Source organism: Prescottella defluvii (genome assembly GCF_000738775.1).
GTDB classification, from domain to species: domain Bacteria; phylum Actinomycetota; class Actinomycetes; order Mycobacteriales; family Mycobacteriaceae; genus Prescottella; species Prescottella defluvii.
Genome location: NZ_JPOC01000041.1, coordinates 1 through 14,914 on the forward strand (window position 1 = coordinate 1; position 14,914 = coordinate 14,914).

The following is a 14,914-nucleotide window of genomic DNA, read 5'->3' on the forward strand; positions in this document are numbered from 1 at the left end:
TGGGCGAACCGATCCTCGACGACGAACGCCTCTCGGGCGACGTACCCGAACTGACGGCGACGGATACCCCGGCCGCACCGCGGAACCACGAGCAGGTTCACGCCATGGCTCCCGCGGGGCCGGCCCAAGACGCCGATCCCCTCACCCAACCGATCCCCCGGATCGCGACGGCCCCCCGGGCCCGTGCGGCTACTCCGCGTCGCAGTGCGGCACGACCCGAGCAGCCCGCACCGGCAACCACTTCCGCCCCCGGTCCGGTCGTCGCCGCGCCGGTGCCTGCTCCGGCCCCGGGGCCGGAGAGCCGGCGGCCGCGGCCGTCCATCTCCGACGACGACGGAGAGGTCGCGTGGCTGTCCGCGTTGCGGGCACCGAACACGGCCGCGATGCCGGTCGTCGCGCCCGACGCCGCCCCTGAACCGCTCCCCCGGCCCGAACCCCAGCCCCAGTCCCAAGCTCGGCACGACGACGAGGCATCCGACGACGACACCGACACCGGGCGGCATCGTCGTGGGGACGGTGTGGCGGTGAGCGTCAGCGAACTGCTCGCCCGCCACCACCGGGAAGACGACTGACCGTCAGCCGAGCATCTTGCGCAATGTGGTGCCGTACGGGTGGCGGGCGGTGATGGACCCGAACCGCACCCGGCCGCGGACCACGAGGTGCAGCGGCCCGTAGGGCGGACCGGTCCGGACCTTGTTCGACACCGAACCCGCGACGGCGTCGACCTCGTTGAGGTCGACGGTCGCCTCGGCCGGAACGATCAGTGTGATCGATCCGCAGGAGTCGTCGACCGTCAGATGGACCACCTGCGTCTGCATGACGGCTTCGGAGAAGTCGAGGGTCGAGGTGCCCATCCGGGAGTCGAGGAACACGTTCGGGGGAACGTGCCAGCGACCCTTGCGGGTGATCGTCGACATGCGACTGCGAATGACGAGGGGTTGCTGGGCCGACTGTCCGGCGATGGGCCCGGCGGACGCTCCGGGGACCGGGAGGTGCGCGGGCGGCGGGCCGGGCGGCACGGGGGCCGGCCCGGACCCGGGTTGCTGACCGGCGAGGTACGACGGATCGATCTGCATTCCCGGCAGGTCGGCGAGTACCGCGTTGAGTTCGCCGCGGGTCTTCGCTGCCAGCGCGGTGTCCATCCGTTCGGTGAACTCGCCGAGCGAGAGCATTCCCTGCCCCACCGCGCGTTGCAGCAACTCACCGACGTGCTCGCGTTCGGCGTCCGACACCCGCAGATCTCTTGCCTCCATTCGGGCAAGGATAGTTCTCAGTCGGGGGGCGCGGTGGGGCGACCGACGCCTCCGTCGCCTGGTTCGTCCGGTTTCACGGGGAACATCGGTACCGACGGGTCGGCATCGACGAGCGACTCGTATGCCTGTTCCGGGTCCTCGGCGCACAGCGACCGGACCGCGGTGTTCAGGAACGCGACGATCGGCACGGCCAGCAGACCCCCGACGATGCCCGCGAGCACGATGCCCGTGGTGATGGCGAGGACGACGGCGAGCGGATGCAGGCGGACCGCGCGGCCCAGCAGCAGAGGCTGCAGCACATGCCCCTCGAGCTGCATGATGCCGACGATGATGCCGAGCACTATCAGCGCGGTGAGCAGGCCCTTGGTGACCAGTGCGACCAGGACGGCGAGGAAGCCGGTGACGAAGGCTCCGACGATCGGGATGAACGCGCCGATGAAGACGAGCGACGCGAGCGGCAGGGCGAGCGGCACACCGAGGATCGCGAGTCCGGTGCCGATGCCGATCGCGTCGGCCGCGGCCACGGCCACCGTCGCCCGGGTGTACCCGACCAGCGAGTTGAATCCCTGCCGTCCGGCCAGGCGAACGCGGGCGCGCTGGCTGTTCGGGACCAGTCGGGTGACGAACTCCCACACCTGATCGCCGCCGTACAGGAAGAAGATGAGGGTGAACAGGGTGAGGAACGCACCGGCGAAGATCTCACCGATGACGGTCGCGGTGGTGAGTGCGCCGCTGGTGAGTGCTTCCTGATTGGACTGGACGGCCTTGACGATGTTGTCGCCCGCATGGCGGATCTGTTCCTCACGCACGTGCAGCGGACCCTCGGTGAGCCACTCCTGGACCGTCGTGACGCTGTCGGCGAACTGGTCGCTCAGTCCGGGCAGGCCCTCGACGAACTGTTCGACGACGAACGCGAGGATCGCGCCGACGACGCCCATGGTGCCGACGATCGCGATGATCACGGCGGCGGAGCGGGGCACGCCGCGCCGGTGCATCCAGTCCACCGCCGGGATCAGCAGGGCCGACGCGAGCAGCGCGATCGCGACGGGAATGACGACCGTGTCGAGTTTCGAGACGACGAATCCGAGGGCGAGCAGACCCGCGAACAGCACCAGCAGACGCCACGTCCACGCGGCGCCGACCCGAACGAGCGGGTGAACCGCGGCCCCTTCCGACTCCTCGTCGCTCACCGCGCGAGCGTATCGGGAGGACGACCGCCGGTGGCGGCGAAACGACCGTCCGGCGCAGCAACCGTGTGCGCTGCCGAGTCGCGAAGTGTGTCCCGCTAAATTATGAGGTCGTGTGGGCTTCGTACCGAGCAGTGGCGCTGACGATTCGTAGTCGTTGGCCTCTTTACATGCTCTCGATGCTCGGGGCGAACCTGATCGGCGCGGTGTTGGTGTTCGCGTTCGTCCGGTACGGGATCCCGATTCCGGAGTCGGCCGCCATCATCAACGACCACGTCCGGAACTTCGCCGTCTTCAGCATCTACCTCATGTTCGCCGGTGTCGTCAGTCTGACGGCCGCGGCGATGATGCTGCGGTCGGTGATCCGCTGGCAGTTGCGGGGTGGTCCGCCGACGCGGAGTGAGCAGATGGCGGCGCTGCATGCGCCGCTGCGCCAGGCGATCGTGCATCTGGTGTTGTGGTTCCTCGGCGGGGTGATCTTCGTGCTCCTGACCGTGGAGGAGATGCCCCAGCTGTCCATCGCGGTCGTCGTCACGGTCTGCATGGCCGCGACGACGACGTTCGGCTTCACGTACATGCTCGGGGAGCGGATCCTGCGTCCTGTCGCGGCGCAGGCCCTCAGCGAGGGCCAGTTCGATCGGACGATGGCGCCCGGCGTCGGCACCCGCCTGGCGATGACGTGGGGCCTGGGCACGCTGATGCCGGTCATCGGCATCATCCTGCTGTGTGTCACCCAGCTGACGACCGACCTGAACTTCTCACCGGGGTCGCTGGCGTGGGCGATCCTGCTGCTGTCGATCATGGCGATCGGGCAGGCGTTCGCGTTGTCGATGCTCACCGCCAGCCAGATCTCCGATCCGATCCGGCAACTGCGCCGTGCGATCGAGCGGGTGCAGCGCGGCGAGACGGACGTGCGGGTGGAGGTGTTCGACGGTTCCGAGATCGGCCGCCTTCAGGTCGGCTTCAACCGGATGATGCGCGAGTCCGACGAGCGGAAGCTGCTGCGTGAGCTGTTCGGTCAGCACGTCGGCGAGGACGTCGCCCGGCGCGCACTGCAGTTCGGCACCGAACTGGGCGGCGAGACCCGCTTCGTCGCGGTCCTGTTCGTCGACATGGTCGGGTCCACCGGTGCGGCCGCGGAGCGCCCGCCGGGTGAGGTCGTCGAGCTGCTCAACGAGTTCTTCCGGGTGATCGTGGACGTCGTGGACCGGCATCACGGGTTCGTCAACAAGTTCATGGGCGATGCGGCGCTGGCGATCTTCGGCGCCCCGCTGGATCGGCCGGATGCACCGACGGCGGCGCTGGCGGCGGCCCGGGAGCTGCGTTTCGCGCTCAACGAGATCACCGGCCTCGACATCGGTATCGGCGTGTCGGCGGGTCTCGCGGTTGCCGGCAACATCGGCGCGGCGGAGCGGTTCGAGTACACGGTGATCGGCGATCCGGTGAACGAGGCGGCCCGTCTCACCGAGCTGGCGAAGCTGCGGCCGAGCCGGGTCCTCGCCTCGACCAGCGCCCTGTACTTCGCCGACGACGAGGAGCAGGCGCACTGGGAGTTGGGCGATCAGGTGCAGTTGCGCGGCCGTCGCCGCAACACGCATCTCGCGTGGCCCGTGCTGTATCCGGAGTGATGTGAGTCCGGATGGTTACGCTGGGCTCGTGGCACAGCCGGAGCCCGACCCCCGAGGCGGCGACAGGAGTCGGCCGCGCGGGCGTTTCTGGTGGCTGAAGTGGGTGGCCGGCGTCCTGCTGCTGGCGCTGTTGATCGGCGAGGGCATCTACCTGTGGCCGCGGCTGCACGAGTCGTGGCAGGCCCTGTCGGAGATCCACTGGGGCTGGCTGGCGCTGTGCATCGTCGCGCAGGCGGTGTCACTGAGCGGCTACGGCCGCGTGCAGAAGCAGTTGCTGCACGCCGGCGGGGTTGCGGTGAGCCAGCGCAAGTCCGCCGCGGTGATCTACGGGTCGACGGCGATGGCGTTGACGCTGCCCGCGGGGCAGGTGTTCTCCACGGCGTTCACGTACAAGGAGACCCGGCGCTGGGGAGCCAGTCCGGTGGTCGCGTCGTGGCAGCTGGCGATCTCGGGTGTGATCGCGGCGGCCGGGCTGGCGCTGATCGGTGTGTCGGGCGCGCTGCTGGTCGGCGGGTCGGTGAGTCCGTTCACGCTGCTGTTCTCGGTGGCCGGGCTGATCGCACTGCTGTACGCGGGTCGGTACGTCTCGGCACATCCCGATTCCATCGGGGCCGCCGCCCGGTGGGTGCTCGTCCGGGTGAACCGGCTCCGCGGCAAGCCCGCCGACACGGGCATGGATGCGGTGCGGACCACCATCGAGCAACTCGACTCGGTCCAGTTGGGGAAGCGTGATGCGGCGCTGACGCTGGGCTGGTCGGCGGTCCATCGCGTCGCGGACGTGGTGTGCCTGGGTGCGGCGTGCTTCGCGATCGGCGCCGAGCCGTTGCTCCCGGGACTGCTGATCGCGTTCGCGGCGGGCAAGGCGGTCGCCACGATTCCGGGCGCGCCCGGCGGTCTCGTCTACGTCGACGCGACGCTGATCGCGGCCCTCACCACCGCCGCGAGCATCAGCGCGTCGCAGGCGGTGGCGGCCGCATTCGTGTACCGCGGCGTGAGCTTCATCCTCGTCGCGATCGTCGGTTGGATCATCTTCCTGTTCCTGTTCCGGGGGCAGCAGCACGAGGATTCGGGATTCGACATCGAACTCGCACAGCGCGACACGACGGCGTTGCCGGAGCGTGGAATCGCCGCGGATCCGACATCATCGATTCGCGAACCGCACGTCGAGACGCCCCGGCCGTCCGGCGAGTGACGCCGGCGCTCAACCGAGTTCGGCGGCCATCGCCTCGAGGTGCGCGCGGCTGACCCGGACAGCCTCCTCCACGTCGCCGGCGGCGATGGCGTCGACGAGCGCGAGATGCTCGTCGGCGTTCGGTTCGGCGCGGTGATCCCGCAGGCCCAGCAGACCGATCATGTCGACGAGGGCTTCGGCCAGCCGCGGCGTGAACGTCTCGAACAACTCCGTCAGCACCGGGTTGTGCGCGGCGACGACGACGGCGCGGTGGACCTCGATGTCGGCGTCGACGAACTCCCGGTCGGGCGCGTCGGCCGCGGCCGCGCGCAGGTCCAGCGCCCGGCGCATCGCGGCGATGTCGGCGCCGGTGGCTCGGGACGCGGCGAGCCGGGCGGCCTCCACCTCGATCGCGGTGCGCACCTCGACGACGGCGGCGATCGCCTCGGTCCGCACCACCGTCTCCCAGCCGTCCGTCTCGGGTTCGAGGCGTTCGACGAACACCCCGGAGCCCTGTCGGGGTCGCAGCATCCCCTGCCCGGCGAGCAGCCGCAGCGCCTCCCGGACCGTGGACCGTCCGATCCCGAGTTCGGTGGCCAACGTGGTCTCCCCCGGCAGTTTCGTGCCGATCTCCCACTCCCCCGCTTGCAGCCGGCGGCGTAGCTGGTCAGCGGCCTGATCGGCGAGCAGGTTTCGGCGCAGCGGGGCGGTCAATCGAACTCCTCAGGTTGTCAGACAAGTTTCCGTGGTCTAGCTTAGCGCGCATGGCTTGTCGTGGACTGCTCCTCGGTTGCCGCGGCGGGGTCTGACCGGACCGGCACCCCGCCGCGGGGTTCCGTCGTGCCGGTCGGACCGATTCGATCCGCACAGGAGCCCTCCCATGAACTGGAATCGCCAGCGCCCGTCGTCCATGCCCAGCCACCGCTACCGCCCGCACACCGAGCGGGTCCCGGTGCCACTCGTCGACCGTCACTGGCCCACCGCCCGCACCACCGCCGCGCCGCTGTGGGTGCCGGTCGACCTGCGCGACGGCAACCAGGCACTCGCCGAACCGATGGATCCGGCCCGCAAGCAACGCTTCTTCGACCTCATGGTCGACATGGGCTACAAGGAGATCGAGGTCGGCTACCCGTCGGCGAGCCAGACCGACTTCGACTTCGTCCGCAACCTGGCCGAGCAGGACCTGGTCCCCGACGATGTCACGATCGTCGTGTTCACGGCGGCACGGGCCGATCTCATCGAGCGCACCTTCGAATCGGTGCGCGGGCTGGCGAACGTCGTGCTGCACATGTACACCGCGACCGCGCCCACGTGGCGCGATGTCGTGCTCGGTCACGATCGGGAGTCGCTGCACCGCTTGATCTTCGATGCCGCCCAGGACGTGGCCCGCGGCGCCGAGCACCAACCGGGGGTGCGGTTCGAGTTCTCGCCCGAGGTGTTCAACCTGACCGAGCCCGACTTCGTGCTGCAGGTGTGCGACAGCCTCACCGCACTGTGGGACGCGTCCCCCGACCGGCCGGTGATTCACAACCTGCCTGCGACGGTGGAGATCTCGACTCCGAATGTGTATGCCGACCAGATCGAGTACATGCATCGGAACCTGGCGCGCCGCGACTCGGTGATCCTGTCGGTGCACCCGCACAACGACCGCGGCACCGGGGTGGCGTGCGCCGAACTGGCGGTGTTGGCGGGCGCGCAGCGCGTGGAGGGCTGCCTGTTCGGCAACGGTGAGCGGACCGGCAATGTCGATCTGGTGACGCTCGCACTCAATCTGCATGCGCAGGGCGTCGATCCGATGATCGACTTCGCCGATATCGATGCCGTGAAGCGAACGGTGGAGTACTGCAACCGGATCGAGGTGCACGAGCGGCACCCGTACGGCGGCGACCTGGTATTCACCGCGTTCTCGGGCACCCACCAGGACGCGATCAAGAAGGGGTTCGCACACCACTACGCGTCCGCCGAAGCGGCTGGGATCGACCCGGGGCTGGCGCAGTGGGACGTGCCGTACCTGCCGATCGATCCCCGCGACGTGGGACGCGACTACGAGGCGGTGATCCGCGTGAACAGCCAGTCCGGCAAGGGCGGGATCGCGTACCTGCTGCAGACCGGATTCGGCGTCGACCTGCCCCGGCCGCTGCAGATCGACTTCGCGAAACGCGTCCAGCGGGCCACCGACGGCAGCGGTGCGGAGATCACCACGGAGCAGTTGTGGGAGCTGCTGCACGCCGAGTACGGCTTCGACGGGCACCTGGGCCCGTGGTCGCTCGAGCATCGCGAGGCCGGCGACCACCTCCGGGTGCGGGTCGAGTTCGACGGGTCCACGGTCGTCGGAGACGCCTCCGGCAGTGGGCCGGTCGAGGCGCTCACCCGGATCCTGGCCGAGCACGGCCGTCCCGTCGAGGTGCTGTCGCTGGTGCAGCAGTCGGTGGGTTCGGGCAGCGACAGCCGGGCGGTCACCTATGCGCGCTGCCGCAACGGTGACGGGGACGCGCGCTGGGGTGTCGGCTTCGACCAGTCGGTGACGGCGTCCGCGCTTCGCGCCGTACTGGCCACGGTCGCCGGCGCGAAGGCTCCGCAGCCGCAGTGACCGCCGGGTACCGGCCGAAACACGTTTACCTCGAACGTGTTTCGGCCGGCACCGAGGGACGAGGGATCAGCTGATGGCTGCGGACAGCATGCTGCTGCCGGCGCCGCTCTTCAGCAGGTCGGCGATGATGCCGCTGCCGCCGTCCATCTTGATGGTGGTGCTGCCGAGGTCCAGTGCCTGACCCAGGCTGCCGAAGCCTCCCGGGGAGAAGACGACCTGGTAGCTGTAGGACAGGACCGACATCGGGTCGGCGGCGTCGAAGCAGGCTCCGACCACGGCGTACGCGCCGGGTGTGATCGGCTTGAGCAGGCCGGTGTTGACCTCGCCCTCCTCGGTCGCGGTGGTGCTCTCCGAGGTCGGCGACGCGTCGGTCGTCTGATTTCCGATGTAGTAGACCTTGCCGAGAAGGTCGCCGAAGCCGGGCCACTGATCGGTCGGCAGCGCGGCGAGGGGCAGTGCGTCCGCCGCGTTCAGAACGATGGGCAGACAGGTGACGCCCTGCCCGCTGCTCGTCTGCGTGACGGTCATGTCGATCACGTCGCCGTCGGCGCTGGCCGTGATCTTCGGAGCGGGCACCTCGGTGTCCGGGGCGGCGGACGCGAACCCCGGCAGGGCCAGGGCGAGGGCGCCGGTCAGCGCGACGGCAGCGCCGGCACCACGGGTAACAGTCTTCTTCGACAACGGCTTCTCCTTGCATTCAGGGCACGGATCACCACAGCCCCACCAGCTCCGAGATCCGGCGCGGCAGAAGCGAATACGTGGCAGTCCGCAGATAGTGACGACGGACATAGCAGCCAAACAGGGCGAACGTACCACGGATACTTACCCGGGAGTAAGAACTACCTTCTCGACGCCGGACTTACCCGGCCCGCAACCCTCGGGCGCGACTGTGACCGGCATCACGTCCACTTGCGGAATGCCCGCACCGCTGCCACCGTTGTAACCACAGTCTTTGAAGTTTCAACTAACTGCATTCGGGAGCACACACATGACCACTGCCATCACCCTGCCCAACCTGTCCGCCGGCACCACGTGGGCCATCGACCAGACTCACTCGACCGTCGGCTTCATGGTCCGCCACCTGGTGGTCAGCAAGGTCCGTGGCACGTTCAACGACTTCAGCGGTTCGATCACGATCGCCGAGGACGGCACCCCGTCCGTGCGGGCCGAGATCCAGGTCGCCTCCATCGACACCAACAACGAGCAGCGTGACGGCCACATCAAGTCGGCCGACTTCTTCGACGTCGAGCAGTTCCCCACGGCGACGTTCGTCTCCACCGCCGTTCGCCCGGCCGGTTCGAACTTCGTGGTCGAGGGCGAGTTCACGCTGCACGGCGTGACCAAGCCCGTCGAGCTGGCGCTCGAGTGCCTCGGCGTCAACCCGGGCATGGGCAACGGCCCGGTCGCCGGTTTCGAGGCGTCCACCACCATCAACCGCAAGGACTTCGGCATCAACATCGAGATGCCCCTCGAGGGTGGCGGCGCCGTCGTCGGCGACAAGATCACCATCAACCTCGAGATCGAGGCCGGCCTCCAGGCCTGATTCTCGCTCCGACCACGCACCCGCTGTGACCACCTCCCCCGGTCGCAGCGGGTGCGTTTTGCGTATCCCCTCGCATCGTCGGCGTCATGAGGCAGAGTCCGGACCGATGAGTTTTCGACCGGTGGCCGGTCTACCCGAGAGCACCACCGATCTCCGTGCGCACCCAGGCGCAACGTCGCTCGACCGCGAGAGGACCGACATGACAGCCACCACCGGGACCATGCGACCGTTCGAGACCATCATCGGACGATGGCAGACATCGGGCACCGTGCTCGACGAGGACGGGAAGGCTGTCGCGACGATCGACGGCACCGACGAGTACGAGTGGATGCCCGGCGGGAAATGGGTCGTCCACCGTGTGGACGTGATGATGGGTGACGACCACGTGCACGCGCTGGAGCTCATCGGCGGATACGACGCCGAGGCCGACACGTACGCCATGCGAGCGTTCGACGGCTCCGGCGCGTACGGAACGATGACCGCACACCTCGACGCGGACGGATCATGGACGTTCTTGGGGGACGGGATGCGCAGCACCCTCCGGCCGTCCGCGGACGGATCGTCCATGACGGCGCGCTGGGAACGGCAGGACGACACCGGCGGCTGGATCCACTGGATGGACATGCGCTTCGTCGCAACCGCATAGGGGGTCGCCGGAGATCAGTCGCCCGGTGTCCCGAACCAGCGCAGCAGGTGGTCGGCACGTCCGATTCTGCTACGACCCGGGCAGTGACACCGGCAGTCCCGCCGAACCGCTCACCGGCGGCTGCGGCAGCAGCGTCAGGTCTCCGGTCGCGGCCACCTCGACAGATTCCTGGCCGACGCTCTCCGCACCGTTCTCGATGTGCCCCATCCAGCGGCGGCGGAATGCCGGGTCCTCGCCGAGGGCGAGCGCCGCGTCGTACCATCCCCGCTGCGACGGGACCGTCCATGTCCGTGTGGTGCCCGGTGCGAGTGATGCCTGGTTCCCGGCCAGTTCGGCGGTGACGGCGCCGGAGCCGTGGTTGACCACGGACACCCGCACCGTCCGGGCTGACGCGTCGATCGTCGTGTCCACCTGGACGTCCGCCCCGGGTCCGGTCGTCGATCCCGCGAACTCCCGCCGGAATCCGTTGGGGCCGATCATCGTCAGGTCGTAGCGCTCCCCCGGCACCGGCACCGCGTCGAGCCGGTCTCCGAGGACGTCGTAGTGGCGGGGCCGGTCGTACTCGCCTGCGTACGGGAACAGCGCCAGGTGCGCACTCTCGGTGCCGGTGTTGCGCAGGCGGACCGACAGCACCCGCGATTGCGCGTCGAACACGGCGTCCGCGTCCGGCTGGTACGGCAGGGCTCGTGCCGGCCGGGTTCCACTCTCCTGCACCGGCATCCGCTGCTGCTCGGGTGGGGCCGGTTTCCAGCGCGGGGTGAGCGGCGGAGCGGGCTGCGGCGGGGTGAGCGACGGCCGGGCCCGGGGACTGCCGAAGTCGAACGCCGACGTCAGGTCACCGGCGACGGTGCGCCGCCACCCGCTGATCTCGGGCTGCGTGAATCCGAAACGCTTCTCCAGGAACTGGGTGATCGAGGTGTGATCGAACACCTGCGAGCACACGTAGCCGCCGACGGTCCACGGCGAGATCACCGTCATCGGCACGCGCGGTCCGAGTCCGAGCGGGAGGTCGCCGACGTGCTCGTCGGCGACGTCCCGTGGCGGCAGCGGCGGCGGCACGTGGTCGTAGTAGCCGTCGTTCTCGTCGAAGTTGAGGAAGATCGCTGTCCTCGACCAGGTTTCGGGATCGGAGGCGATCGCGTCGAGCACCTTGTAGACCAGGGAGGCGCTCGACGCCGGTGACGAGGTCATCGGGTGCTCGCAGTCCACGGCCGACGGCACCAGGTACGACACCTGCGGGAGCGTGCCGGCTTCGACGTCGGCGCGGAAGACGTCGGCGAGCGTGCCGGGACGTTCGCGGCGCAGCGCCCGGTCGTACAGTCGCCGATCGGCCGCGTCGAGGCGGGCGACGCCCTCGTCGAGGCACCCCAGCAGCAGGTTCTGCACGTCGGGCGGCAGCAACGGCAGTGCCGCGTACAGCGCTGCGAGCGTGGGGAACTGGTACGGCAGCAGTACAGGATGCCCGAGCAGTCCGTGCACGATCCGCTTGAACCGGACGAAGTACTCGAGGTTGTTGTCGGTGAAGTTGTCCCACTCCTGGTAGGTCCGCCAGCTGATCCCGGCCGTCTCGAGGCGTTCGGGGACGGTGGTCCACGTGTACCCGGCGTGCCACGGCATGTACGAGTCGTTGGTGACCGCGCGGGTGCCGTTCGATTCGAACCCGGTGTAGCCGCTGATCCAGTAGTTACGGTTGGGTGCGGTCGAGGTGGGGACCGAGCAGTGGTAGGCATCGCACACGGTGAACGACTCGGCAAGTTCGAACTGGAACGGGATGTCCCGGCGGTCGTAGTGGGCCATCGTCGCCGCGGTCTTGGCGGGGATCCAACCGTCGTGCCAGCCGTCGGCGACGGCCGCCTGACCGCCGGCCCACTCGTGGTCGAGGGCGTCGACGTTCTGGGTGTCCATCCGAGCGGCGTCCGCCGCGTCCCGGATCGGGTAGGGCACGACGACGGACTCCCGGTCCGGTTGCTCGTACACGGTTCGGCCGGTGCGCAGGCGCAGTGCGTTGGGGTCGCCGAACCCGCGGACGCCGCGCAGCGTCCCGAAGTAGTGGTCGAAGGCCCGGTTCTCCTGCATCAGCAGCACCACGTGCTCTATCGAGTCCAGGCTCCCGGGTGGGACCGGGGATGCGAGCGCCGCCTGCAGGGACGGCGGCAGCAGCGATCCGGCCGCAGCGACGCCGACAGCGCCCGCGCCCAGGGCCATGAAACGACGGCGGGACATCTCGAACGTCACGGGACCTCCTGAGCAGGCGAATCGGCCGCAGTTGCGCGGAGGCTATCGAAGCCGTGCACGGGCCGGGGCCGAATCGGCCACATCCGCGATCCCGTCCGCGGTGGACGCGGTGGACGCGGTGAATCCTCGCGGCGCGCGGATTGCGGCGGGTCCGTCGTGACGGATCTGGCGGCGGCATAGGCTGGTCGTCGTGAAGAAGTACCTGCCCGCCGCCGTAGTCGATATCGTGCTGGTCCTCGCGTTCGCCGCGGCGGGTCGCAGCAGTCACGAGGAAGCCGTTCTCAGCGGGTTGCTCACGACGGCGTGGCCGTTCCTGGTCGGCCTGGCCGGTGGTTGGCTGATCACGTTCCTGCTCTACCGCGACAAGTTCGACGCCACCCTGGCCTTCCCGACCGGGGTGATCGTGTGGTTGTCCGCGCTGGTGTTCGGCATGCTGCTGCGGGTGGTCAGCGATCAGGGCACCGCGTTCTCGTTCATCCTCGTCGCCGCGTCGTTCCTGGCGCTGTTCCTCGTCGGTTGGCGGGCGCTCTACCAAACAGTCAGGCGGCGCCGCAGCCTCAGCTGAGTCCGAGGCCACGCGACGCACGGATGAATCGGAGGCTCCGATGAGTTCGAGGGTCGAATCGCAGTCCGGAAGATCCGATTCGGATCACGGCTTCTTCGGACAGCCGTTCGCGTTGGCCAACCTGTTCGGCGTCGAGATGTGGGAACGCTTCTCGTTCTACGGCATGCAGGGCATCCTGCTGTACTACCTGTACTACACCGTGGCGGACGGCGGGCTGGGTCTGGACAAGGCCGCGGCGACGAGCATCGTCGGCGCGTACGGCGGCACCGTCTATCTGTCGACGATCGTCGGTGCGTGGGTGGCCGACAGGCTCCTGGGCTCCGAGCGCACCCTCTTCTACAGTGCGTGCCTGATCATGCTGGGCCACATCAGCCTGGCGATCATTCCGGACCTGCCGGGTGTCGGCGTCGGGCTGGTGCTGATCGCGTTCGGCAGCGGCGGGCTCAAGGCGAACGCCACCTCGCTCGTCGGCGACCTGTATGCGCCGGACGACGAGCGCCGGGATGCGGGCTTCTCGATCTTCTACATGGGCATCAACCTCGGTGGCCTGCTCGGCCCGCTGCTGACCGGGTGGGCGCAGGACAACTGGGGATTCCATGTCGGTTTCGCGCTCGCCGCGGTCGGCATGGCGCTCGGCCTGATCCAGTACACGCTGGGGCGCAGGCACCTGCAGGGGATCGGTGCCAGCGCCCCCAATCCGCTGCCGGCGGCCGACCGCCCGCGGGTGATGGTGCTGACCATCGTGGCTGTCGTCGTCGTCGCGGTCCTGTCGCTGACGGGGGTGATCAGCACCGGCAACCTGTCGGAGGTCGTCGTGGCGCTGACGGTCGTCGCGGCCGTCGCGTACTTTGCCGTGATCCTCACGAGCAGTCGGATCACCGGGACCGAGCGCAGCCGGGTGTTCGCGTTCATCCCGATGTTCATTGCGAGCGCCGCGTTCTGGTCGTTGTTCCAGCAGCAGTTCACGACCGTGGCGATCTACGCCGACAAGAGGCTGGACCGCAACCTGTTCGGGTGGGAGTTCCCGCCGACGTGGGTGCAGTCGATCAACCCGGTGTTCATCATCGTCTTCGCCGGGGTGTTCGCGGCGGCGTGGACCAAGCTCGGTTCCCGCCAGCCGTCGTCGCCGATCAAGTTCGCGCTCGGCACCGGCATCATGGGTGTCGCGTTCCTGTGCTTCATCCCGATGTCCGGTGGCGGCACCAACAGTGCACCGCTGCTGGGCCTGGCCGGGATCCTGCTGCTGTTCACCTTCGCGGAACTGCTGCTGTCGCCGGTGGGACTGTCGCTGTCGACGAAGCTGGCCCCCGCGGTGTTCCACACCCAGATGGTGGCGCTGTTCTTCCTGTCGGTGGCCCTGGGTTCGAGTCTCGCCGGCACCCTGTCCGGCTACTACGACGAGAGCAACGAGGTCCCGTACTTCGCCACCGTCGGGCTGGTGTCCATCGGCATCGGCGTGGTGCTGGCGGTGCTGTCACCGTGGATCCGACGCCTCATGCGCGGGGTGCACTGAGGAAGTCGCGTCGTCGACGGGTTCGATTTCCACGCAGTACCATTCGACGCACGCACCCCGCCCGGGGGCGAACGTCTGTACCCGTTCCCACGGCGGCACGGACCGGAATCGCAGCGGTCCGTCCCACAGGCCGGCGCCGTCGTACCAACCGGGCTCACCGGGGCTCGAATGCGACCGGACCAGGACTCCGGTCCGGACGATGCGGCCGCGCACCTTCGATCGGAGTCGGGACGTCGCCCAGGCGTAGCGGTCGAGCATCGGGGTCCCGGACATCCGGACCGCGGATCCCGTCTCACCCCGGGCGCCCGCCAGGACCGATCCCAGCGCGCCCAGGTCGAGGACGCAATGCGGGCCGGCGCTGTCCCCGACGACGGCCGCGACATCGGTGGACAGAATCTCGCCGGGGATCGGACTGTCCTGGATATCGATGCCGGCCTCGAGCCATACCGCCGAACCTTCGATCACATCGCCGACACGGAGCCGGTCGTAGCCGGGTTCGAGATCGACGAGCATCCACAGGGGCCGACGTGCGTCGGTTGTCATCATCGTTCCCCGCGCACTCGGAGGGTCCGACGGACGAAGC

The 14,914-nt window shown here is 69.0% G+C and carries 13 protein-coding genes and 1 pseudogene; 8 read left to right on the plus strand and 6 right to left on the minus strand.

Annotated features, from left to right (window positions below; genetic code table 11):
- Positions 1–572 (plus strand): annotated as a pseudogene (locus tag IJ15_RS26450) (MMPL family transporter); the annotation flags it as partial.
- A gap of 3 nt (positions 573–575) precedes the next feature.
- On the opposite strand, the gene IJ15_RS0115785 reads toward IJ15_RS26450, so the two are convergent.
- Together IJ15_RS0115785 and IJ15_RS0115790 are read right to left on the minus strand one after the other, a co-directional pair.
- On the minus strand, positions 576–1,253 hold the full coding sequence (locus IJ15_RS0115785; protein WP_031939313.1) for a DUF1707 SHOCT-like domain-containing protein: 678 nt from the start codon (positions 1,251–1,253) through the stop codon (positions 576–578).
- A 17-nt stretch (positions 1,254–1,270) separates the two neighbouring features.
- On the minus strand, positions 1,271–2,443 hold the full coding sequence (locus IJ15_RS0115790) for an AI-2E family transporter (RefSeq protein ID WP_031939314.1): 1,173 nt from the start codon (positions 2,441–2,443) through the stop codon (positions 1,271–1,273).
- A 167-nt stretch (positions 2,444–2,610) separates the two neighbouring features.
- Here IJ15_RS0115790 and IJ15_RS0115795 point away from each other — a divergent pair, with 167 nt between their 5' ends.
- Positions 2,611–4,068, plus strand: a complete 1,458-nt coding sequence (locus IJ15_RS0115795) for an adenylate/guanylate cyclase domain-containing protein (RefSeq protein WP_031939315.1) — start codon at positions 2,611–2,613, stop codon at positions 4,066–4,068.
- A gap of 28 nt (positions 4,069–4,096) precedes the next feature.
- Positions 4,097–5,260 (plus strand): lysylphosphatidylglycerol synthase transmembrane domain-containing protein, encoded by a 1,164-nt coding sequence (locus tag IJ15_RS0115800; RefSeq protein WP_031939316.1) that lies wholly within the window; start codon positions 4,097–4,099, stop codon positions 5,258–5,260.
- A 9-nt stretch (positions 5,261–5,269) separates the two neighbouring features.
- Here the strand turns inward: IJ15_RS0115800 and IJ15_RS0115805 are convergent, their stop codons facing one another.
- Positions 5,270–5,953 carry a FadR/GntR family transcriptional regulator gene (locus IJ15_RS0115805; protein WP_031939317.1) on the minus strand — a complete coding sequence of 228 codons (684 nt, stop codon included), beginning with the start codon at positions 5,951–5,953 and terminating at the stop codon, positions 5,270–5,272.
- 166 nt (positions 5,954–6,119) lie between these two features.
- Here IJ15_RS0115805 and IJ15_RS0115810 point away from each other — a divergent pair, with 166 nt between their 5' ends.
- Complete coding sequence (locus IJ15_RS0115810; RefSeq protein WP_031939318.1) at positions 6,120–7,829, plus strand: 2-isopropylmalate synthase; 1,710 nt, start codon at positions 6,120–6,122, stop codon at positions 7,827–7,829.
- 66 nt (positions 7,830–7,895) lie between these two features.
- On the opposite strand, the gene IJ15_RS0115815 is transcribed toward IJ15_RS0115810, so the two are convergent.
- Entirely contained in the window at positions 7,896–8,510 is a 615-nt protein-coding gene (locus IJ15_RS0115815; RefSeq protein ID WP_031939319.1) for a hypothetical protein, read from the minus strand.
- Between the two features lie 307 nt (positions 8,511–8,817).
- Between IJ15_RS0115815 and IJ15_RS0115820 the strand changes: the two genes are divergently transcribed.
- Together IJ15_RS0115820 and IJ15_RS0115825 are read left to right on the plus strand one after the other, a co-directional pair.
- A complete protein-coding gene (locus IJ15_RS0115820) occupies positions 8,818–9,372 on the plus strand; it encodes a YceI family protein (RefSeq protein ID WP_031939320.1) in 555 nt (184 codons plus the stop codon).
- 199 nt (positions 9,373–9,571) lie between these two features.
- Entirely contained in the window at positions 9,572–10,018 is a 447-nt protein-coding gene (locus IJ15_RS0115825; RefSeq protein WP_197059843.1) for a DUF1579 family protein, read from the plus strand.
- 69 nt (positions 10,019–10,087) lie between these two features.
- Here IJ15_RS0115825 and IJ15_RS0115830 read toward each other — a convergent pair whose 3' ends face one another.
- Positions 10,088–12,253, minus strand: coding sequence for a phosphocholine-specific phospholipase C (locus IJ15_RS0115830; RefSeq protein WP_231569555.1), 2,166 nt, complete (start codon positions 12,251–12,253; stop codon positions 10,088–10,090).
- A gap of 190 nt (positions 12,254–12,443) precedes the next feature.
- Between IJ15_RS0115830 and IJ15_RS0115835 the strand changes: the two genes are divergently transcribed.
- Positions 12,444–12,818: a DUF3054 domain-containing protein gene (locus IJ15_RS0115835; RefSeq protein WP_031939323.1), complete on the plus strand. Its 375-nt coding sequence runs from the start codon at positions 12,444–12,446 to the stop codon at positions 12,816–12,818.
- 40 nt (positions 12,819–12,858) lie between these two features.
- A complete protein-coding gene (locus IJ15_RS0115840) occupies positions 12,859–14,331 on the plus strand; it encodes a peptide MFS transporter (protein ID WP_031939324.1) in 1,473 nt (490 codons plus the stop codon).
- On the opposite strand, the gene IJ15_RS0115845 is transcribed toward IJ15_RS0115840, so the two are convergent.
- Positions 14,293–14,874: a hypothetical protein gene (locus tag IJ15_RS0115845; protein ID WP_156112126.1), complete on the minus strand. Its 582-nt coding sequence runs from the start codon at positions 14,872–14,874 to the stop codon at positions 14,293–14,295. The genes IJ15_RS0115840 and IJ15_RS0115845 overlap by 39 nt on opposite strands.
- Positions 14,875–14,914: the final 40 nt, after the last annotated feature.